Origin of the sequence: Nostoc sp. (genome assembly GCF_036917635.1) — a bacterium.
Taxonomy (GTDB): Bacteria; Cyanobacteriota; Cyanobacteriia; order Cyanobacteriales; family Nostocaceae; genus Nostoc.
The window spans coordinates 1-21028 of record NZ_JBALCW010000081.1; the positions used below are offsets into that span (position 1 = coordinate 1).

Sequence of the window (21028 nt, forward strand, 5' to 3'; positions counted from 1 at the left end):
ACAAAGCGCACTATCAGCTTTGTTGTCAATGATGGCAGCTTAAATAGTACTGCTGTAACCCGCGACATTAATTTCACTGCCGTTAATGATGCCCCCACAGATTTGGAGTTAAGTGCCAACACCGTCAACGATGAAGCACCAGCCAATACTGCCATCGGCACATTCAGCAGCACTGACCCAGATCAAAAGGATAATTTTGCATACAGCTTAGTTTCGGGAATTGACGATGTTGATAATAATGCCTTCACCATTAATGGCAATAGCCTCAAAATCAACAATTCTCCAGACTTTAAAACTAAGTCTAGTTACAAAATTCGCGTCCGTACCACTGACAATGGTAATCTCACCTTTGAGAATGGGTTGACTATTAATGTTAATAATGGTAGAGAAATACCCAACCGTCTTACTAACCCGAATGATGATGTCTTCAACATCAAAGGTAAGGATGCCAAAGTCAAACTGGAAATAAAACTCACTGGACACAGTTCTAAGAAGGTGAATGAACTGGGTTTATTTACTGTTGATGATGCTAAAGGTATGATTGACGGTATTGCCCCTGGTGCTGAAGGTTATGCCAAAGCAGCTTTAAAACGGTCAAAGGTAATTTTATCCGCGATCGCTAATACTCCTAATGGATTTGACTACAATAATCTCAGCAGTCTGCTGGAATTAAATTCTGGTCAGAGTTTTAGATTCTTATTAGTCCAAGACGGTACGCTTGATGCTGTACGCAACGATCCTAATTCCATCGGAAAATTACTGTTTTCTAGTGTCTCAACCCAAAAAATTACAAAGTTGGGTGATGATGGTTTCTCTCTAGGTTGGAAGGATACTTCTGGTAACAGTTCTACAGATTTTAATGATCTGGTAGTGAAAATTAAACAGACAGATCAAGCTTTACCTTTGGGTACAAATCTCCAAGATAAATTCCAAGGGGAAGTGATTGATTTGCGAGATGTCAAACAATCAGTCAACGCTAAATTTAACGTTTATAGAGAGGCGTCTTACAACAATTACGTCGGGTTCTATCAGGTAACTGATGAAAATGGTGGAATTGATACCAATGGCGACGGCAAGCCTGATATTCTCACCGGACAGGCTGGTTATACTCAGGCTGCTGTGCGTGGTAGGATTGCTGGTATTGATTTGAGTGTGAGTAATGAAGGTAGTGCTACTTTGAGTGGTACTTTCCAACCTGGGGCGATTTTTGTTCCCTTTATTATTGTTAACGGTAGCCCTGATGCGCTTTTAGATAAGGATTCTAATAACGATCCGGCGGTTTATTTTCCATTCTTGGGTGCTAATTCTGATAAATCGCCTCACATTCGCATGTTAGCAAGTAATACCTTTGGCTTTGAGGATTTGCCTGGTGGTGGCGACAAGGATTTCAATGATCTGATTATCAAAGTTATGACAACTACAGTTTAGGACTCATAATTAATAGTTAGATTTGCTTGCTCGTTTCAAAGAAAGTATTTCATGAACGAGCAAGCTTTTTCTATTTCAGAAAATTTTTGGACAATCCCTGCATCACGCCCCTATCCATTTTGTTGTGTCTGATGCGGTAGCGTAGGCGTAGCCCGTTGTACTCTTCGGGGATCTTGCTACGCGTAGCGTCTGGCAGAGAAGACATCGCTTGAACACATTCACTCACTACTCATTCATTAAAAGCTGTAATCTGCATCTGGCAAGCATTTTTGCTTTTATTACCCACATTCCGCACTTCAAAATGTATTATCTATCTTTTCAATAAAAATTCCTAATAATGTTCAAATTATTAAGTATTAATATTGAATACCATTGGCGATTTATGTTGTTGATTTAACCATTTTTTTCCACCTATGGGAAATCTACGCATATTACACGATGAAGTGCGGAAAGTCGGTTATTAGTGCCATTACCCCATATCCTTAAAGCACTCCCCGATATAAACTCAAAGAAGCCCAATAACAAAATTATATAGGAGGGCTGACGTTGCAAGTTAAAGCAGCAGTAGCTTACAGCGCAGGTAAGCCGTTGACAATTGAAACCGTTCAACTATCCGGCCCACAAGCTGGCGAAGTCTTAGTTGAGGTGAAAGCCACCGGAGTTTGCCATACCGACGCCTTTACCCTATCTGGTGACGATCCCGAAGGTTTGTTTCCGGCAATTTTGGGGCATGAAGGTGCTGGTGTGGTAGTGGAGGTAGGCGCTGGTGTCACCAGTCTCAAACCAGGGGATCATGTAATTCCCCTATACACTCCCGAATGCCGCCAGTGCGAATATTGTTTAAGCTTAAAAACTAATCTTTGTCAAGCGATTCGCTTAACTCAAGGACGCGGTGTCATGCCCGATGGCACTAGTCGTTTTAGCATTGGTGGGCAAATGATTCATCATTATATGGGTACATCTACTTTTGCCAATTATACGGTGCTGCCAGAAATCGCCTTAGCAAAAATTCGGGAAGACGCGCCATTTGATAAGGTTTGTTACATTGGCTGTGGTGCAACTACTGGTATTGGTGCAGTCATCAATACTGCCAAGGTGGAACCGGGAGCAAATGTTGTGGTTTTCGGCTTGGGTGGTATTGGTTTAAATGTCATCCAAGCGGCGCGGATGGTAGGGGCAAATATGATTGTCGGGGTGGATATTAATCCCAACAAACGCGCTTTGGCAGAAAAGTTTGGCATGACGCACTTTGTCAATCCCCAGGAAGTAGAGGGTGATTTAGTTCCCTATCTGGTTGATTTAACAAAAGGCGGTGCTGATTACAGTTTTGAATGTATCGGTAATGTGAAAATTATGCGTCAAGCATTAGAATGCTGCCATAAAGGTTGGGGTGTCAGCGTGATTATTGGGGTTGCTGGGGCTGGACAAGAAATCAGTACTCGTCCTTTTCAATTAGTAACTGGGCGCGTTTGGAAAGGTTCAGCATTCGGTGGTGCTAGAGGACGTACAGATGTGCCGAAAATTGTTGATTGGTATATGGAAGGTAAGATAAATATTGATGATTTAATTACCCATGTGATGCCTATTGAACAAATTAATGATGCTTTTGAATTGATGCACAAAGGTGAATCAATTCGGAGTGTGATGATTTTTTAATTTGTAATACTTCGGCTACCCTCAGTACAAGTTCGTAATACTTCGATTACGCTCAGGACAGGCTCAGGACAAGTTCGTAATTAAGAAGGGTTTGTAGCTGATGCTTATGCAGATAGTCTTGTTTCAAGTAAGGTTTAAATCTGTATCTGAAACATAATTATGAATTTTGAAATTATGTAGAGACTACAAACCTGAAAAACGGCAAAAAAACTGATGCAAAACTTCTATGAAGCAGACTTCTACAGTTGGACTCAAGAACAGGCTAACCTTCTGCGTCATCACCAATGGAACAAGCTTGACCTGCCCAATTTAATTGAGGAAATTGAATCTTTGGGAAAAAAGGAACGCCAAGAATTGAGAAATGGTCTTAATATATTAATTGGACATTTGCTCAAATGGGAATATCAACCTAAGCAAGGAAGTCGTAGTTGGTTAGCGACAATTAGAGGACAACGACCGGAAATTCTGAAGTTGTTAAGTGAAAATCCTAGCCTGAAAACTTACCTTGAAGAAGTAGTTCAGGAATGTTATGACAACGGTAGGGATTTAGCATCAGGAGAAACAAATCTGCCACCCTCAACTTTTCCCAACCAATGTTTATATCCTTTTGAGGAAATTTTGAGCGATCGCTTTTATCCGGGTGAGCCTACAACAGATGATTTAATGGGATAAAAGCGATGTTTAAGACGGGCTAGGCTTACGCACTCATGAGAAAGTATCGATCAATTTCTGCCGTAAGTATGTCAAAGTCTACAGGCTTGGTCAAGTGACATTTAAAACCAGACTTAAGCGCCAGATCCCGATCCTCCTGGCTACCGTAGCCGGTGAGTGCAATCAGAATTGAGCGAGTAAATTTGGAGTCTTTACTCAATTCTTCTGCAACGGCGAATCCATCCATTTCGGGAAGTCCAATGTCACAAATAATCACATGAGGCTCAAACTCTCTTGCAGTTTCTATCCCTGAAATTCCATTGTTAGCAACAGAAACTTCATGTCCGAAGTACTCAAGCACTGCTTTTAATGTTAGGGCTGAATCTTCGTTATCTTCGATGACTAAAATCTTCAACGATTTTTTAGCCGCTTCTATAATCTCCGGCTCGTTATCCCAAGCTGGAATCTCTTCGCATACAGGAAGAGTAACTTTGAATTCTGCTCCCAAATTGATTCCTCTACTTGAGGCTTCAACATTACCACCATGAAGTTCTACCAAACTTTTTACTACCGATAATCCCAAACCTAGCCCGCCCCTCGAACGGTCTAAACTGCGATCGGCTTGGGTAAACGGCTCGAATAGTTCTGGTAAAATTGTCGGGTCTATGCCTATACCTGAATCTCTTACAGATAATACCCCTACACTACCTGAGCCATTTTCACCCGGAATACATGAGAGATCCACCCAGATTGTCCCATCTGGCTTGGAAAACTTTAAGGCGTTATCAAGAAGGTTCCCAAAGACTTGGAAGAACCGCGTCTGGTCAACATAAGCCCACAGAGGCTTGTTTGGTAGGTCTTGTACTACCTTAAGGTTGGATCTTTTTATTGCTTGTGCATGGTCATTGAGACTCTGGCGAACCAATTCTACCAAATTAACCTTCTCCAGGTTTAATGAAATTTTCCCATAAGTAATCGACGATACATCAAGTAACTCATCGATCAATTTCGAGAGGTGCTTAATCTGGTGTTGCATCATTAAAACTGTTTGTCCAACTGCACCAGTCTCGCCTAGCTTTAACTTGAGAAGCTGAACCCCGTTCGAGATGGGAGCAACAGGATTCCTCAACTCATGAGCTAGCATCGCAATAAATTTGTCTTTCAGGGCGTTTTGGTTCGTCAATTTCTGGTAAAGTTGAACGTTAGCGATCGCAACTGCTGTAGTATCTGTCAAAATCTCAAGCAGTTCTATCTCTTCGGACGTGGCTCGGTGTTGTGTACTCCAGTAAGCTCCGATCGCACCCAGTGGCTCAGAAATCCGTATGGGAACCATCACTAAACTCTTGACAAAAGTTACTTTATAAGCATCAATAGGAATTCGAGCATCCTGGTAAATGTCTTCAATTATGGCAGCTTGTTTATTGAGCATTGCCCAACCGGAGATGCAAGACTTGAGCGGAAAACGCATCCCTTTCCAAAGTGGCCCGATGGCGTTTTCATCGACGTAGTGGCAACATTCGCCATCTCGCAGTACAAAAGTTACTCCATCAGCATTAGTCAGATCGCGAGCAGCCAACCGCACAATCTCAATAATTTCTTCAATAGTCCGCACACAAGCCAAATCCTTCACGACCGAAAGCAACCTATTGTAAGACCGAATACTATAGCTCTGATGTGAATTCTGTTCTTGAGAGATGGAGATGTCTAATATATTTTTCATAAACCACTCTGAATAAAAGGGATGTCTGTGCAAAAACTCAGGTAAGGCGGGTAGGTTTCAGCAGACACCTACTCTATAATCGTAATCTTAACTTTGATGTTAGGAATACGATCCATCACCGCATTTTTGTTGTGATTTTTTTTGGTATAAATAGGTTGAATTTACTAGATGATTCCTTGGAAATATACTCTAAGGGCTAATTCAACTTGTGGAATGGAAGATGTGTAGGCGTAGCCCGTTGTAGACATTGCTTATGGACATCAATTCCTCAATGCAGACAAATTATTAGGAGCAGCCCTTTTAAGGGAACATTTGTACTATCAAATAAATGATGTTTTAAGCCCAATTTTGATATTTTGGCTAAGGCGTAGGCGTAGCCCGCCGTAGGCATCGCTTAATTTACAGTCCAAAAAGAGAGGAGTTTAATGCATAATCCCCGTTACTGGAATGTCAGTAACGGGTTCTATGTTAACTAGCTTGATTAATACGCCGTTTTAACTCAGCCTCTAATTGTTCTGGAGTGCTGACCACTACCCCCGGTTTCGTTCTCATGATGCTGAGGTAATGCTGAAATGCCTCCTCATCCTGGGGGTTTGATATCACATATTGTCTTAATTGTTGCTCATTAAGAGTTAAATAGTCTGTCATCGGATAATGTTCTCCCCATTACTAAGAATTTCTACTTGGATGGGTTCGCCTATCAAAATCACGATTCGGCTTGTCCTCTGATCAAATCTAACCAATGCTATATCTCTAAGCAAATTACTAGCCCGAACGCAAAAGTCAAAGAATGCTTTAAGTTGCTCGATGGTTGGTTCCATACCTCTTACCATTGAATAAAATTAAATCGGTTAGGAGAGATTTCGGTGTATGTCATAGTGTGAGGATTTTTTAGTGATCGCTCTTTATCTGAAGTTGGTCGTCAAAAGCTTGAAACGACCAAATTCCGTTAATACACAAGATAGTATTTTTGTACAGTGCGTAAGTCCTAATTATTTAGCGATCGCCAAATAATACTCAAATCGCTTTCGGAGTTGTTCAACCGTCAAATTTTGAGTCCAGTATTCCACTAAGGCGTGACCAAAGGCCCAAGCGTTGCGATCGGGTGAAGCGGAATTTTCCAGCAATAGCGGCCAGAGGGATAGCAATTCAAAGTTGAGCGGGTTAGGGTTAGCTGTATTCAAGAGCGAGAAAAGCTCATATCCCATTTGGAGTTTACCAATCACAATCGGCAACTGTTCCACGGGAATTTGTTGTGCCAGCATATATGCTAGGGCTGGAGATCCGGTTGAGAGCGTAGAAATAAACTGGAGAACGGGACTTTTGAGCAATGCCGTTAGTCCCTGTGTTGTGGCCATTTGGAAGGTGTAATCGTCGATGATTTTGGCAGCAGCGAGGGTGCGGGCTTCGAGGTTACGCAAAAAGCGGGCGAGACGGAGTTGTTTGGATGGTGCGATCGCATCTATTAATCCTAACGATAGCCCCTCTACTCCCCAAGCGATTCGATTTGTTTTGCTCTCACCTGTAACCACAGGCACAACTAGATGACATCCCAGCAGTTTTGCACGATACTCAGTAGCTTCTCGAATGGCAATTTCTTTGGGGCGATCGCCCCATTCCCAATCATAAGGGGGTTGCCATTCGCGGATCGGACGCAGACGATCTACTTGAGTAACGATCGCGATTGCAGGTAAATCTGCAACTTCTGCTTTGATGTCTTGCAAAAAGTCTACATCCATTTGCAGGGCAGGATCGAGGGCAGGGGTGACTAATAACAGCAAATCGGCGTTGATGGCATAATCAAGCACTAGATTTCTGAGTTCGGCACGGTTGACTTGTTCGTAACCAGGTGTATCCAAAAGCGTTAGGGTTTCCCCACTTTCAGTCTGCCATTGATAATTTTGAATGCGATCGGTACTGGGTAAAACATCAACGGCTGCGAGATCCGCCTGAAATAGCGTGTTAATCAGGCTACTTTTTCCCGATCCCGTGCGCCCTACCAGCAGAATATTCACGGGTTTTTGCTCAACTACCTCGGCGGGTTCGGCTTGAGTCAGGATTTCTCGGAGGGTTTGGGTTTTTGCCTTGGGTAAAGTCGTGGATACTACGGTTGCTGAAACTGGTAATGTGGTACGTCCGTAAAGAGCGATCGCCTGCCGACATAAGTTTCTCAGGGCAGCTTCTCGAAATAACTGGCTCAAATTCCCCAATAATTGCTGAGTTGCCTGGTTACTAGAACCCTGACTGACTTGTTTTGCCACCGCCGCCACCGGATTTAAAAGCCACTGGGCCCAACTCCAAGCTTTCCAAAATTTCCGAGCCGATGGCCCTAACTTCCGATAGACTTCGTAGCCTTGGTATGCTTGCCCAACCGTCACTTGATTCAGGATAGGGGATAACTTTTGCATCCACCGATCCATATCATCTACCGTTCCTCGAATCAACCCGTAAGCTTGGGGGACGTAAATGTTCAGTAGCGGATATTGAATTTGAGGATTGTAAATATGAGCGATCGCTACAACCAAATCTTGGCATCGGGTCCAAAAAGTTTGCCAGTCTTCCCAAATCGGGCGATCGCTTTGTGCTGCTTGCAAAATCTCTTGAAGGGCGGCTTCTGCAAGCTTTGTGACATCAGTTCCCACTGGTAACCCTACTCTATCCTCTGCTGTAGATTCCAGTTCTTCTTGAACTTGGGCTAATACAGCTTCTACCTGGTTAACAGCAGGTTGAGTCCATTTGACCAATAGCCAACGCCAACCAACGAATAAAAGCGTGAATACAGCCCAGATCCAATTAATGCCCCACGCATGGATTTGTAAACCAGCGGATACTAGTAAGAAAATGACGATAAACGCGATCGGGATTGCTAAGACGACCCACTGCCACGGTTTTAATCGCACCATTGCCCCATACCTGCTTTGCTTAGACTGCTTATATTCCTATTGTTAGCGTAATATAGCTTTTCGCGATCAAATGAGGTACATCAGAGCAAGCAAGGAGCTTGCTCTTAGGGGGTTGGAGGTGGGGTTCTTGTATCTCACCAAACTGGAAAACGCTATAGTTCTTTGATGAATGGTAGATTGCTGGACTAACATATATAACTATAAGAAGCTTGGAAATAATAAACCATGCTGGAGAAAAGTTTTAAATGAATCTCAGTGTATTGGAATGGGGATTAGGCTTTTGAGATTTTGAGTTTTAAAGACAAGCCGAACTTACAAAAGTCCGGCTGAGTTTAATCAATCGTCTATACGCAGTAGTTTGCGATAAAACGGTTGTGAAAAATCGGTCGCACGATAACGTTTATAGTTATCCATAACTTCAATTAAAAAATTAATAAACTCGAAACTAGCCATCATCAGTTCGTAACTTAGTTCAGCATTGCCATCAAACTGGATTCGGCAACGGGTTAAGTCTGAGGGTAAAGTCCCAACATTCCAGGAGGCAACAAAGGGAACATGTTCACTGGCTTCTATCTTCCGGTGTCCCTCCAACACCCCTTTTTGATAAAGACTAATGGCATAGGGTAAGAAATTGCGCCTAGCGCCCTGAACGTAAGGTAAGTAAACACTGGCTTGTTGTTGAGTAGCAGGCTGGAGTTGAAGTTGGTCAATAGACATTCTTAAATATTCCTCAAATTAGTTGGCAACTGTGGATATTAGTGGATGTTAGTAGTATTCCCAAAATATGTGTCTAAAGCACATAGTGGGGAGTGGGGGGATCAGGTGGATTGTTGCTCCCATTACTCCCTCATCTCCCCCTTGCCCCATGCCCAAAAATGAAGTTACTGCTAAGAAATATTAAAATTTCGGTTAGAATAATGCTGCATTAACTTTTATCGACGCTCGGGAAGATAACAGTAAAAATCCCCACTCTAAAGTTGTGGATGTTATTATTGCTGTTTCTCCCAACGACGAGCTGCTGCTAGCTTGTTATTACTTTGCCCAAACCGGAGTTCTCATTGAAGAAAGTCCTACTCTACAAGCTTCCTGCCTAAATGGCTATCAAAGGAATCAAACATCCTCTAAGAGTAGCAAAGGTGGTTAAACCAATTCGCAATTCGCACTCTTGCCGGAGGCACGCTTTGTGCGTTCGCAATTCGCAATTACGTTTTGTAACGAAGAGTGCTGTTGTGGGGACGGAATACGACACACAAAACTTCGGGGGATTTAGCGCTGCATTGCGGTCTTGGGGTCTCCCCCGCCGCAGGATGCGCGAAGCGCTGTAGAGGAGCAACTTTGCATTCGCAGTCCCCGACACTTTCAGCTGCTGCCGTCGTTAGGCAGGGGAATTAAACCCGAAACTTTGTTAATGCGAGGTAATTACGTAGAGTGGCGGTAACAACAAAGGTAGTCCCAGCAGCTTTGGTTTAGGAATAGCGGGTATTGCAGTTTGCCCATTCCGATTAATATCGGGAAAAGTAGCTTAGGGATATTTGTCCGTAAAATTACTAACTGTAGACAAATACTGGTTTTTGAATCAAGCAACCTAACCTATGCCAGCGAATTCCTGGCCCGAAGAAGATTCTTATCAAGAGCTTGATCCGCTCAACTCCTTGTTGTCTGACCTATCAGCAAATGAGGAGTCAGTGTTAGAGACTGATCCTGTGTCTTTAACACCCCGGTTTCAAGGTCGTAGACGCAAAGCGGCTCTAGTCTTGACTATCGTCTGGAGTGGCACGATCGCTCTACATTTAGTTTCTTGGGCTTCTATATTTATTCTAGGACTGACCACCATTCTAGGATTTCATGCCTTGGTGGTAGTGTTTACTAAATCCCGTCGTTATCCAAAAGAAATACAGGGAGATTTACCCTCTGTATCTGTGTTAGTGGCTGCGAAAAATGAAGAAGCGGTAATTGCTAAATTAGTTAAAAATCTTTGTAATCTGGAATATCCAGGTGGGCAATACGAAGTATGGATAATTGACGATCACAGCAGTGATAGCACACCACGTTTATTAGCAGAACTCCAACAAAAACACGAGCAGCTGAAAGTACTCAGGCGTTCAGCAGAAGCTAGTGGTGGCAAATCGGGGGCGTTAAATCAGGTATTGCCTCTGACAAAGGGAGATATTATAGCAGTATTTGATGCTGATGCCCAAGTGACACCAGACTTGCTGCAACAGGTAATACCTTTATTTCAAAGAGAAAAGGTGGGGGCGGTGCAGGTGCGAAAAGCGATCGCCAACGCTAAAGAAAACTTTTGGACTAAGGGTCAAATGGCCGAAATGGCTCTTGATACCTGGTTTCAGCAACAGCGAACTGCCCTTGGTGGCATTGGCGAACTGCGGGGCAATGGTCAATTTGTCCGGCGGAGAGCCTTGGAAAGCTGCGGTGGGTGGAATGAAGAAACCATTACCGATGATTTGGATTTGACAATCCGCTTACATTTGGATAAATGGGATATTGAGTGTGTTTTCCATCCAGCGGTGCAAGAAGAAGGAGTGACAAGTGCAGTTTCACTTTGGCATCAGCGCAACCGTTGGGCAGAAGGCGGTTATCAACGCTATTTGGATTATTGGGATTTAATTCTCAAAAACCGGATGGGAGGGCGCAAAACCTGGGATTTGCTGATTTTTATGCTGATTATGTATATCTTACCCACAGCAACAGTCCCAGATTTATTAATGGCGATCGCTCGTCATCGTCCACCCATGTTAACTCCCATCACAGGCTTGTCCATTTCTATGTCGATGGTAGGAATGTTCACAGGTTTAAGGCGGGTACGTCAAGATCAAAAATTCCCACTTTCTACATATCTTACGATGCTGATGCAAACCCTGCGTGGCAGTTTATATATGTTGCACTGGTTAGTCGTCATGAGCAGTACCACTGCCCGGATGTCAGTAAGACCAAAGCGCTTAAAATGGGTGAAAACTTTGCATACTGGGAATGGGGAATAGCCCCTTTGGGAAATTAAAAATAACAGAGGCAGGAGGCACGAGGCAGGAGGAATAATGCCCTCTGCCTCCTGCCTTTTTCACTGTAGACCATAATATTCACAGTTCGTTTTTTCTTCTGAAAAAGCTAGACTAAGCTAAAACACATTTAATTTGCAGATTAAAATTTTATCAATATCTTGTGGGGTGGGCAACATGAGCGCCCTGATGATGCAACTTAAATGCCGATTAGCTTCCTGATGAAAATGAATGAAGAACAATGGCGGCTACTTAGGAAAGAACACTGGTTACTGCTTAAGCAGCAATTTACCATTGGTCGTAAGTTTTGGGCAAAAGTAGGAAAAATTAGACCTTTTGGCATATTTATAGAAGTCGATGATTTTCCAAAGGATTCCTATAGGTATATAGGTTTAATTCATATTGGGCCTATTTTTTACTACAAAGAGGAATGTAAACCACTACCTCTAGATCCTGCTCAGTGGCCTCAAGAAGGCACGTATATTTATTGTATGGTTTATTATTATAGAGAAGAAGACGACAACAATAATGGACAACTTTGCTTACGTTGGCTGGGAGAAACCAGTCAATCTCGACCTGAAGCATAGCGATTATCCCTCACTTTAGAAGCAACTATATGGAACTTCTAAAGAATAAATTACTCAACAAAAATCAGTTGTATCGCATATTTTATGGTATAAACAAACAACTAACGAATTAAACAAAATAAACTTAACTAGTAGTAAAACTAAAAATCTAAGTTGGATATAGCTTTCTAGTATTTTATTTTCAATAAAATCATGAGTAAGATATAATTAGTAACATCAGCTATTATTATTTTTCCGCATAAAATAACTCTTATTCTTTTCTCAGATTTTAATTCAACATTAAGAGCATTATTCATCATCAAGTTCTGATTCTTCTACCCATTCAGGTGTAGTTATGGAGTCTGAGGATTCTGGGAAATCATCTGCAAAGCGGATAATTTGTCCATTGAAAAATTCTGCAAAACGTTGAGCTGCGATCGCTACTTCGTCAGGTTCCCAATCAGGTGCGGGTGTTCGCTTTACAGTTGGAGGCAAAGCTTGCACCCCATTTCCATTTGCCCCATTTCCGTTTTTTGCTGCTGTCGGTGCTGATGGTGGAGTGATTGGCTGTGGTGCTGGACCTGGAGACTGAATTTGCTGGTTATAACTGGCTGTCGGTGGTTGCTGAACGCGAGTAGAGTCTTTTGGGGGTGGATTTTTTTGGGCTGAGGTAGGAATTGCAGAACTGACTTGTTCCAGAGTTACCTGAACTTCACGTTGAAAAGTCTGCTGGAAAGCTACTTTCATCATCGGGAGATCAGATTTAAGTGTTTCATACCATTTAGCCCCTTTAACAGCAATACGCGCTACAGTACCGTTAAACTCTATTAGCTGGCACATTTGCCCCAGTAAAGCTTGCCTGGAAGGCATCGGAAAATTAGCACGCACTTGTTGCCAAACCTGAGTTAAGTCATATTCTGCTTCCCCAACAACTTCTGAAGTTACTGGTTCAACGTTCGCAGGTGGTAAGGGTATTGATACTGGTTCTGGGGTTGGAGGTGAAACTGAGTTAGCAGCAGAATTGTGATTTGTTTGCCCTTCTACTGAAGAAGATGAAATGACAGGCTGATTTTGGGTAGCCGCTACATGATGGTTTCCAGAATTATTATTTTTTTGCGGTTCAGCTACAGGTAAAGAAGAGACTGGGTGATTTTGGGCAACTGCTAAAGGATAACTTGGAGATATAGCAGGTGTGTTGACTCGCTGCGTCACACTTGGGGCTTGTGGCTGAATAATCGTCGCACTGGGTAACAATCCTAGTAATGTTACTTCCAACCACAAACGCGGCTGGGTGGTATTTTTAATTTGCACTTCAGCTTCTCGCAAATGTTTTTGTCCTGCCAAAATCACGCTCATATCGAAGTATTGATCAAAGTCAACCAAGGCTGTCCAGGTTTGCTGAGTACAAGCAACCAAATCGTGGCGATTGGGTGCGGTTTTAGCAATGAGTAAATCGCGGTAGAAGGCGGCGAGATTTTGCAGAAGAGTTAGCGGTTCTCGACCACGATCTAGAATGTAGTGAATACAGTCTAGAACTGCTTCGGGTTTATCTTGAGCGATCGCATTTAACATCTCCAGCAAATCCTGTTCGCTTACCGTCCCCACCAAATCCCAAACTCTATCCAGTGTCACTTCACCCGCTAATAAACCCAATTGGTCGAGCAAACTTTCGGCATCTCGTAACCCTCCCTGAGCAAGTTGGCCTACCAGGGTGACAGCATCGGGTGAAATATGAATGTTTTCTTTAGATGCGATCGCACTTAAATGCTTTACCATCGCCTCTAACTGAATGCGTCTAAAATCAAACCTTTGACAGCGCGAAATAATCGTTGGTAACACCCGTTGCGGGTCTGTTGTCGCCAACACAAAAACCACATGCCTCGGTGGTTCTTCTAATGTCTTTAGTAGCGCGTTGAATGCCTGAGTACTGAGCATGTGGCATTCATCGATTACATAAACCTTGTAGCGACACTGCACAGGAGCAAACTGGGCTTTTTCAATCAATTCACGGATATTATCAACACCAGTATTACTAGCGGCATCGATTTCAATTATGTCTAAGGCGTAGCCCTTGGTGATTCCTTGACAAACTTCACACACGCCACAGGGTTCAGCAGTGGGCTTGTCACTTTTGAGACAATTGAGAGATTTAGCCAGAATCCGCGCACTAGAAGTTTTCCCCGTACCTCTTGGCCCAGTGAATAAATAGGCGGGGGCAATTTTGGATGTGCCGATCGCATTCGTGAGGGTGGTAGCGATCGCCTCTTGACCCACCAGTTCAGCAAAACTTTTGGGGCGATATTTGTGATGCAGGGGTTCGTAAGACATGGAAATATAGACTTCAATGCCTTTCAAAGTTAATTAGTAGCACTGAGTCGAGTTTAGGATTCAATTATTTTAGACTCTTGTACCTGCTTGGTTTGTACATATTGCCATAGCCCTTGCGCTCAACTAATGCCGTGAATTTTGGCACCAAAGAAAGCAAGTAACCAAAGCTTGTCCTCTACTATGATTTCAATATCAAAGTATTGGAATTATAGCATACCATTTAGTACATTTGTTCTTACTGGGGATTGGGGGGATGAGGGAGAAGATTAATGACAAATGACAAATGACAAATCCCCAAAGAATTTTAATGACTGAACTAGCGCCATAGTCCAGTGCGATCGCTACAATCTTAGGATAAGCAAAACTCGATGGTGCAGCAGATGCTCAAGCGGCTATTTCAATGGCTCAAAAAGCTTTTTCAGAGCTTGTTCGGTGGAAAACAGGCTGCCTCAAAATCTAGAGGAAATGTGCCAAAAGAACCAGCGCCAACCCTAACCGATACCGATCTGGAATTTCTCTTCAACGAACTTTTGCAAGGAGTACATCAAGCACGAGGGGAAGCGTGGGCGCAAAAGTGGCTGCATAATATTGAACATCGCATTTCAACTGAAGACTGGGTTGAGTGGTTAAGGCGCTTTGGCGACAGATTGCTAGCATCACCTACACCCAATAATGAAATAGCTGCACGGTTAGTACAATTGGGTGAGTTGAGCATCCCAGAAATCGGAGATGTTGCCTATAGTATCGGGATGCAGTTGTTGACACGCAATCAAGGCGAACCAATTTGGGAATATGAAGGGCCAGATGCTTTTAGCACGATATCATCTGAGCCAACCGCCCCCATATCAGAGTCAGTAGATACCCCAGAGAACCCCCCAGAGGGAGAATACCAAACTGTCACCATAGAAGAGTTGTTTGTGATGTTGCAGCAGGATGAAAACTTACGCCAGCAAATTGCTCAACAGCTTGCCATTGAGACAGATGATCCAGAATTGCTTGTCCAGGCATTGGTCAATCAATTATATCCTGCCGGTCAATCGACTACAGAGCAAACAGAAAATTAACCACTTGGCATCAAGAGTCGAATCTAGGAATTGTAACGTTGTAATACTCTACTCTTGAAGTTTTGTATATTTTTTGCTAACGTGCGACGGAAGCCCTGTCTTGATCTAATGGATTTTTACGTAATTGATGATTTTTTTAACACAACGATGGCTACAATCTAGAAAAAGAAAATCCAATAGTGTGGCAGATGCTCAGGCGGATATCGCAGTCGCTTAGAAGGTTTATAAAGCGCCTCATTGAAAGTAAGCAGGCTAGTTCTCTCAAGGGTGCAAGAGGACGCAATCTGGTGGATATACTACCAGAACTAACCAATGCGGAGCTGGAACAATTGTTTATCCAATTGTTAGAAGGCGTGCATGAAGCACGAGGACGACAGTGGGCATTGAGGTATCTGCAACGAGTAGAAAATCGGATTCCGGCTGAACGCTGGATAGACTGGTTGGTGATGTTTGGCGAAAGCTTGCTAGCTTCACCGGCACCAAATCCGCTTTTAGCAACAAAGATGGTGCAATTGGGGGAACTTGGTGTTGGCAGAATTGGAGATGTTGCTTATGACATTGGCATCCGATTGATGCAAAACTCACCTTCACAGATAGACTATGAGGAGAATTATCCAGAAGAGAATTTAGAAATCACTCCAGGGCAAGAAATACTCGGCAATTTAGGCGAGCAGTTATGGGAGTATGATCAGCCAAATGTAATAGAAACTACTCCAGGGCAAGAAATACTCCGCAATTTAGGGGAGCAGTTATGGGAGTATGATGAACCAAATGTGGTAGAACGAACAACAGATGAAGAAATTATCCCAACTTCGCCTGGGCAAGAGTTAATCCGCAGTTTAGGTGAGCAATTATGGGAGTATGATGAGCCAGATGTTGAACCAATAACGTCAGCGCCTGAAAACGCCTCTAGGGAGGAAACATTCACCGAGAATTTAGAGGAACTGGTATTAGATGATGAAAGGGAAGATGCCGAAACCACAATACCCGAAAATTTCCCTCTCCCCGCCGCAGAAGATTCAATCACCTCATTAGCACAACTCAGGTTCGATGATGATGAAGTTGTTCAAAGTAGAACAAGAGCAAATCTCCTTTCTACTAGACAAAGAAATGAATTAACAACTTCTCCCTCAGTGGAAACCTGGGATAACACTTTGACCAATTTAGAGCCAAATGTGGCTAATACATTAGATGAGTTGTGGGTGAGATTGGATCAAAGTACCAATTTAGTCCAGCAACTTGCTTCTAATTTAGCAGTTCAAAGCAGCAATTCTCCTGGTATAATTGCTCCAGATGGTGATGATCCTGTTACCCAAGCTCAAGCGTGGTTTTATCAAGGTCTAAGCCAAGCGAAAACAGGCGATTTGTTAGGCGCGATCGCATCTTATGACAAAGCCATTGAACTTCAAGCAGAATTCTCAGAGTATTGGTTTAACCGAGGCTTGACGCTGTTCCATTTAAAACGTTTTGATGAAGCGATCGCATCTTACGAAACCGCCACACAACTGAAACCCGACTTCTACAAAGCTTGGTACAACCGGGGTGGAACTCTCGGAGAATTAGGATACTTTGAAGAAGCGATCGCTTCTTTTGACAAAGCCATAGAAATCAAGCCAGACTACCAAGAAGCATGGTCTAGCAAGGGTTTGGCACTGCTGAAGTTAGGTTGGCTACCCGAAGCTATTTCTAGTTATGACCAAGCGCTACATTTGGAACCAGAAGACCAAGAAAACTGGTATCACCGTGGCATAGCCCTAGCTGTCGGCGAACAATTTACAGAAGCGATTATATCTTACGACAAAGCGCTAGAAATTAACCCAGAGTATCACGAAGTTTGGATAGACCGGGGTGTAGTACTGTTTAATTTAGGAAGATGGTCAGAAGCGATCGCCTCCTGGGATAAAGCACTGTCAGTTCAATCCGACTTCTACTTAGCTTGGTACAACCGGGGTATAGCGTTAGACAACTTAGGACGTAGACAAGAAGCGATCGCCTCCTATCAACGAACGATCGCCATTAAACCCGACTTCCACTTAGCTTGGTATAATCAGGCAGTAGCATTGTTTTATTTAGAACAATTTGTTGAAGCGATCGGCTGTTATGACAACGCTTTGCAAATTAAACAAGATTATTGGGAAGCTTGGATAGGTCGAGGAACTGCGATCGGTCATTTAGTGTCTGACACATTGCTAATGTCGAGTAGTATCACAGCGACAAATCCCGCCTTACAACAGGGCGGCTACGAAGGTAAATTAGCCAGCTATGAGGAAGGGTTAAAGCATCTGCGGACAGATACCCATCCAGAAGGTTGGGGTAGATTGCATTTTGCGATCGCTAATACCTACTACGATCAAGGCAAAAAAAATACTAATCCCCGCGATTATTGGCGCAAAGCCGCATCTGAGTACCATCAAGCGCTGTTAACCCTGACACTAGAATATTTTCCCCAGATGCACTTAGAGGTTTTACAATCTCTAAGCAAAGTTTTAATGGGTTTGGGACAAACAACACAAGTTCAAGAATTGCTGCAACGCGGTACAGATTTATTGCTAGAATTATTAATTGAAGAAACTCGTTCAGATGAAAGTAAAAAACAGTTAGCCCTGAAATTTGCAGGCTTTGACCAATTGGCAGTTGACTTAGCCGTAGAGTCTGGTGATTTAGTTGAAGCCTGGGAAATTGCCGAACAAGGCAAAAATGCTTGTTTAAACTGGCTGCTTTATGGCTGGAATGATAATATTTACTCGCCCCATCATGGCGCAATTCAACAACTATTCAATCCTACAACAGCAATTATTTACTGGCATATTAGTCCAGTAGCCTTACACACATTTATTCTCAAAGACCAAGCGCCATCACCAATCCTCCTATTTACACCCATGCAAGATACTGGGGCAATACCTTTAGGAGAAGACGCTATCCGTCTAAATGAATTACCTCTACCCGAAGCAGTACAACGCTTAATTGAATTTGAAACTTGGCTAGAAGATTGGCATCAACAATACCAAGAATATCGCAGCACAGCCCAAGACAAAGAAAGTAAAAGCCAGCATTCTTGGCGGGTTGATATGGAAGAAAAGCTGTTGCATCTGTATGAAATTCTAAATATTCCGACAATTGCACAGGAACTCGAAGGCATCAGCCAACTGGTTTTAATTCCTCACCGTGACTTGTACAGATTGCCCATTCATACCCTTTTCCATCTTCCTTCCCCATCGTCGGAAGCATTGCCCAATGTGGAGTCAAATTTCAGCGTTACCTATCTACCTAGCGCCCAAATAGGTTTGTCAATAAGAACTGAAGATATCTGGCAGTGGCAAAATCAATTGTTACTCAGTGTTGAACAACCAGAGAATACAGGTTATCCCCCACTTAAATTTGCCAAACTTGAGTCTGAAGTTATTAGCCAGATGTTCAATAATACCCAGCAAATTCAAGGTTCACAAGCTACGAAAAATATTGTTGAAAACGCCTTACTTGATAATTATAACATCTTTCATTTTACAGGTCATGTCATTAATAATTTGGCTGAACCCAAAAAGTCAGAATTACTATTAGCCGGTGAAGACAAACTTACTCTAGATGAAATCTGTCAACAAAATTTAGCAAGTTACAACCTTATTACCCTCTCGGCTTGTGAAAATTTAACTACTAGCAACCACACTATCAGCAGCGAATATGTGAGTTTAGTGACTGGTTTGGTGAGTCAGGGCGTTCCTCATGTAGTGAGTACTCTGTGGAGTGTAGAATCTTCAGCTAGTGCCTTGGTAATGATAGAGTTTTACCGACGATTACGGCCCAATAAATCAGCAGTTACAGCCTTAGCTGAAGCAACCCGATGGCTGAAAGAACTAACTGCTGGAGAACTAACAAAATGGTATGAAGATGTCTTGAATAATCTGCATTCTGAAGAATTACGAATTCAAACTTATTTAGCGACACAACTATATAGAAATAGTAAAATGGCATCAGATAAAAATCTTTATAATCATCCTTACTACTGGGCAGCATTCACGATTACAGGTAAGCCGAATTAATCATTTGTTCTGCTGCTAAAGCTGCTGTTTTATTCCCCATCGATTCTGGCTTCTTAGAGCTAGAAGTTTTATTTGCAGAGGCAGGACTACCTGGAACAACAGCAGTTGGTGTTTAAGATATAAGTAAGTGGGCGCAAATAATCATCGCTGGCTCGTAGTTGCGCTAAAGCGCAAGAGGGCGCAACTACGAGCCAAATACAGAGATTTTACTTTTCGTTACTAGTTTGGTTTTATCTTGCCTACCTACTTAGTACTAGTAGATTTTTCAGGTATCTTCCCAGAACTACTTAGTATCAGTACAGTAAATAATGTTAGTTGCGATGGCTATGGTGGACTAAATAATAAGGTATTTAATCCACCATTGTTGAGTTTAGTTACTAATGAGAGCCGACGCAGTTAAAACTTGACTCGTCGTCAGAGTCAGCTTTACTCCTGATCAACTTTTTCGATATCATCAGGTGTACCAGTGGCAGAAATTTTTGATGTGCCAGATTTACCTGCACCTGAGTTGCCGCCAGAAGCGCCAGCACCCCCTGAGTGTTTAGAGTCCGTGTTACCTTGTTCTTCTTGAAGCTGTTCAAGGCGGTTTTTTTCTTGAGCTTTATCTTTTTGGTCAGCCATATCTTAAAAACATTTTTCGCATAGCGATCGCTTTTAACTCTACCATTTTCCCGATTCTTGCGACACCAGAGGCAAAATCTCTTTGCACACATGGCACGGCCTCAACATTTACGTGCTGGCAAACGTGATTTTAACAGAATTAGTCGGGCGATGAACAGGAGCGAAAGCTGGCTTTAAATAAGAAAGTTTATTTAAGCCTAATCTAACTCCCTGCGTCCTTCCAATGCCCTTGCCAGAGTCACTTCGTCGGCGTACTCCAAATCACCACCTACAGGCAAACCAAAGGCAATCCGCGTCACCTTGGTAAATGGTTTCAGTAGCTGACCGATATACAGTGTTGTTGTCTCCCCTTCTACACTTGGACTAATTGCCAGAATTACTTCTTGAGGTTTTTCCTGACTCACCCGACGCTGCAAAGCCACTATAGTCAATTGTTCTGGGCCAATTCCATCAATTGGCGAAATCACCCCACCTAAAACGTGATATTTGCCTTTGTACTCGCGGGTTTTTTCCAGCGCAATCACATCGCGGGGATCTGCTACAACACAAATAGTTTTGTTGTCACGATTGGCATTGCGGCAGATTTCGCAAACAGGTTCAGCAGATAGGTGAAAGCAAACAGAACACAAGCCTATCTGTTTTTTTGCTTCAATCAGCGCTTGTGCCAAAGCTTCTACTTCTGCTTCTGGTCGCTTCAAAATATGCAAAGCCAGTCGTTGGGCAGATTTGGGACCAACTCCCGGTAGGCGTTGCAATTGCTCAATTAACCGTGCTAAAGGGCGTGCGTAAACCGTTGTCTTGTCTCCAGAATGTTTTTACCATAACTATGATGACATTCTTGCAGAATTTTGGATTGCTCATTTAATTTATCAGATGTGAAGCAGGGTGTGCACACCTCCCCTGCACTGCAAAAAATCACATCATAAAAGTTAGTGCAGTTTAAACCAGGACTTACGCAACTGGCACAGGGCGATCGCAAAACAATAGTACAAATGTATTAAGGCAAAGGAGATATCTTTCATTTTTCATTAGCTCCTATT

16 protein-coding genes are annotated in these 21028 nt (G+C 42.9%); 8 read left to right on the plus strand and 8 right to left on the minus strand.

Going from position 1 to position 21028, the window contains the following annotated elements; all coding sequences use genetic code 11:
- The 3 genes from V7K32_RS18930 to V7K32_RS18940 all read left to right on the plus strand — a co-directional run.
- A partial coding sequence (locus V7K32_RS18930; protein WP_334995352.1) for a DUF4114 domain-containing protein occupies positions 1 to 1428 on the plus strand: 1428 nt, incomplete at its 5' end.
- 546 nt (positions 1429 to 1974) lie between these two features.
- Positions 1975 to 3084, plus strand: a complete 1110-nt coding sequence (locus V7K32_RS18935) for an S-(hydroxymethyl)glutathione dehydrogenase/class III alcohol dehydrogenase (RefSeq protein ID WP_334995353.1) — start codon at positions 1975 to 1977, stop codon at positions 3082 to 3084.
- A 213-nt stretch (positions 3085 to 3297) separates the two neighbouring features.
- Positions 3298 to 3756: a DUF29 domain-containing protein gene (locus V7K32_RS18940; RefSeq protein WP_334995354.1), complete on the plus strand. Its 459-nt coding sequence runs from the start codon at positions 3298 to 3300 to the stop codon at positions 3754 to 3756.
- Positions 3757 to 3781: 25 nt separating this feature from the next.
- On the opposite strand, the gene V7K32_RS18945 is transcribed toward V7K32_RS18940, so the two are convergent.
- The 5 genes from V7K32_RS18945 to ebsA form a co-directional block, all read right to left on the minus strand.
- On the minus strand, positions 3782 to 5455 hold the full coding sequence (locus tag V7K32_RS18945; RefSeq protein ID WP_334995355.1) for a hybrid sensor histidine kinase/response regulator: 1674 nt from the start codon (positions 5453 to 5455) through the stop codon (positions 3782 to 3784).
- Between the two features lie 468 nt (positions 5456 to 5923).
- Positions 5924 to 6103 carry a DUF6887 family protein gene (locus tag V7K32_RS18950; protein ID WP_334995356.1) on the minus strand — a complete coding sequence of 60 codons (180 nt, stop codon included), beginning with the start codon at positions 6101 to 6103 and terminating at the stop codon, positions 5924 to 5926.
- Positions 6100 to 6288, minus strand: a complete 189-nt coding sequence (locus V7K32_RS28830) for a DUF6888 family protein (RefSeq protein WP_442938770.1) — start codon at positions 6286 to 6288, stop codon at positions 6100 to 6102. The genes V7K32_RS18950 and V7K32_RS28830 overlap by 4 nt, the downstream gene beginning before the upstream one ends.
- Before the next feature lie 159 nt (positions 6289 to 6447).
- Positions 6448 to 8358 (minus strand): GTPase family protein, encoded by a 1911-nt coding sequence (locus V7K32_RS18955; RefSeq protein WP_334995357.1) that lies wholly within the window; start codon positions 8356 to 8358, stop codon positions 6448 to 6450.
- 336 nt (positions 8359 to 8694) lie between these two features.
- Positions 8695 to 9075, minus strand: a complete 381-nt coding sequence (gene ebsA / locus V7K32_RS18960; protein WP_334995358.1) for a type IV pilus biogenesis protein EbsA — start codon at positions 9073 to 9075, stop codon at positions 8695 to 8697.
- A gap of 262 nt (positions 9076 to 9337) precedes the next feature.
- Here ebsA and V7K32_RS18965 point away from each other — a divergent pair, with 262 nt between their 5' ends.
- From V7K32_RS18965 to V7K32_RS18975, 3 genes are all read left to right on the plus strand, one after another.
- Entirely contained in the window at positions 9338 to 9502 is a 165-nt protein-coding gene (locus V7K32_RS18965) for a hypothetical protein (protein WP_334995359.1), read from the plus strand.
- 448 nt (positions 9503 to 9950) lie between these two features.
- Entirely contained in the window at positions 9951 to 11357 is a 1407-nt protein-coding gene (locus V7K32_RS18970) for a glycosyltransferase (protein WP_334995360.1), read from the plus strand.
- 218 nt (positions 11358 to 11575) lie between these two features.
- A complete protein-coding gene (locus tag V7K32_RS18975) occupies positions 11576 to 11959 on the plus strand; it encodes a hypothetical protein (RefSeq protein WP_334995361.1) in 384 nt (127 codons plus the stop codon).
- Between the two features lie 288 nt (positions 11960 to 12247).
- Here the strand turns inward: V7K32_RS18975 and V7K32_RS18980 are convergent, their stop codons facing one another.
- Entirely contained in the window at positions 12248 to 14266 is a 2019-nt protein-coding gene (locus V7K32_RS18980; protein ID WP_334995362.1) for a DNA polymerase III subunit gamma/tau, read from the minus strand.
- 380 nt (positions 14267 to 14646) lie between these two features.
- Between V7K32_RS18980 and V7K32_RS18985 the strand changes: the two genes are divergently transcribed.
- Together V7K32_RS18985 and V7K32_RS18990 are read left to right on the plus strand one after the other, a co-directional pair.
- Positions 14647 to 15330, plus strand: a complete 684-nt coding sequence (locus V7K32_RS18985) for a hypothetical protein (RefSeq protein ID WP_334995364.1) — start codon at positions 14647 to 14649, stop codon at positions 15328 to 15330.
- A gap of 188 nt (positions 15331 to 15518) precedes the next feature.
- The gene (locus tag V7K32_RS18990; protein ID WP_334995365.1) at positions 15519 to 19367 is read left to right on the plus strand and encodes a CHAT domain-containing protein; all 3849 of its coding nucleotides are present in this window, start codon (positions 15519 to 15521) and stop codon (positions 19365 to 19367) included.
- 426 nt (positions 19368 to 19793) lie between these two features.
- On the opposite strand, the gene V7K32_RS18995 is transcribed toward V7K32_RS18990, so the two are convergent.
- Both V7K32_RS18995 and recR read right to left on the minus strand, forming a co-directional pair.
- Positions 19794 to 19988, minus strand: a complete 195-nt coding sequence (locus tag V7K32_RS18995) for a hypothetical protein (protein WP_094350397.1) — start codon at positions 19986 to 19988, stop codon at positions 19794 to 19796.
- Between the two features lie 197 nt (positions 19989 to 20185).
- Entirely contained in the window at positions 20186 to 20743 is a 558-nt protein-coding gene (gene recR, locus V7K32_RS19000) for a recombination mediator RecR (protein ID WP_334995363.1), read from the minus strand.
- Positions 20744 to 21028 lie beyond the last annotated feature (285 nt).

What these genes read in the sequence shown, in the direction of transcription:
- V7K32_RS18945 (WP_334995355.1), bottom strand. Translation starts at nt 5,455, where the DNA reads ATGAAAAATATATTAGACATCTCCATCTCTCAAGAACAGAATTCACAT.
- V7K32_RS18980 (WP_334995362.1), bottom strand. Translation starts at nt 14,266, where the DNA reads ATGTCTTACGAACCCCTGCATCACAAATATCGCCCCAAAAGTTTTGCT.
- V7K32_RS18940 (WP_334995354.1), top strand. Translation starts at nt 3,298, where the DNA reads ATGCAAAACTTCTATGAAGCAGACTTCTACAGTTGGACTCAAGAACAG.
- V7K32_RS18955 (WP_334995357.1), bottom strand. Translation starts at nt 8,358, where the DNA reads ATGGTGCGATTAAAACCGTGGCAGTGGGTCGTCTTAGCAATCCCGATC.
- V7K32_RS18985 (WP_334995364.1), top strand. Translation starts at nt 14,647, where the DNA reads ATGCTCAAGCGGCTATTTCAATGGCTCAAAAAGCTTTTTCAGAGCTTG.
- ebsA (WP_334995358.1), bottom strand. Translation starts at nt 9,075, where the DNA reads ATGTCTATTGACCAACTTCAACTCCAGCCTGCTACTCAACAACAAGCC.
- V7K32_RS18970 (WP_334995360.1), top strand. Translation starts at nt 9,951, where the DNA reads ATGCCAGCGAATTCCTGGCCCGAAGAAGATTCTTATCAAGAGCTTGAT.
- V7K32_RS18975 (WP_334995361.1), top strand. Translation starts at nt 11,576, where the DNA reads ATGCCGATTAGCTTCCTGATGAAAATGAATGAAGAACAATGGCGGCTA.
- V7K32_RS18950 (WP_334995356.1), bottom strand. Translation starts at nt 6,103, where the DNA reads ATGACAGACTATTTAACTCTTAATGAGCAACAATTAAGACAATATGTG.
- V7K32_RS18990 (WP_334995365.1), top strand. Translation starts at nt 15,519, where the DNA reads ATGCTCAGGCGGATATCGCAGTCGCTTAGAAGGTTTATAAAGCGCCTC.
- V7K32_RS28830 (WP_442938770.1), bottom strand. Translation starts at nt 6,288, where the DNA reads ATGGTAAGAGGTATGGAACCAACCATCGAGCAACTTAAAGCATTCTTT.
- V7K32_RS18995 (WP_094350397.1), bottom strand. Translation starts at nt 19,988, where the DNA reads ATGGCTGACCAAAAAGATAAAGCTCAAGAAAAAAACCGCCTTGAACAG.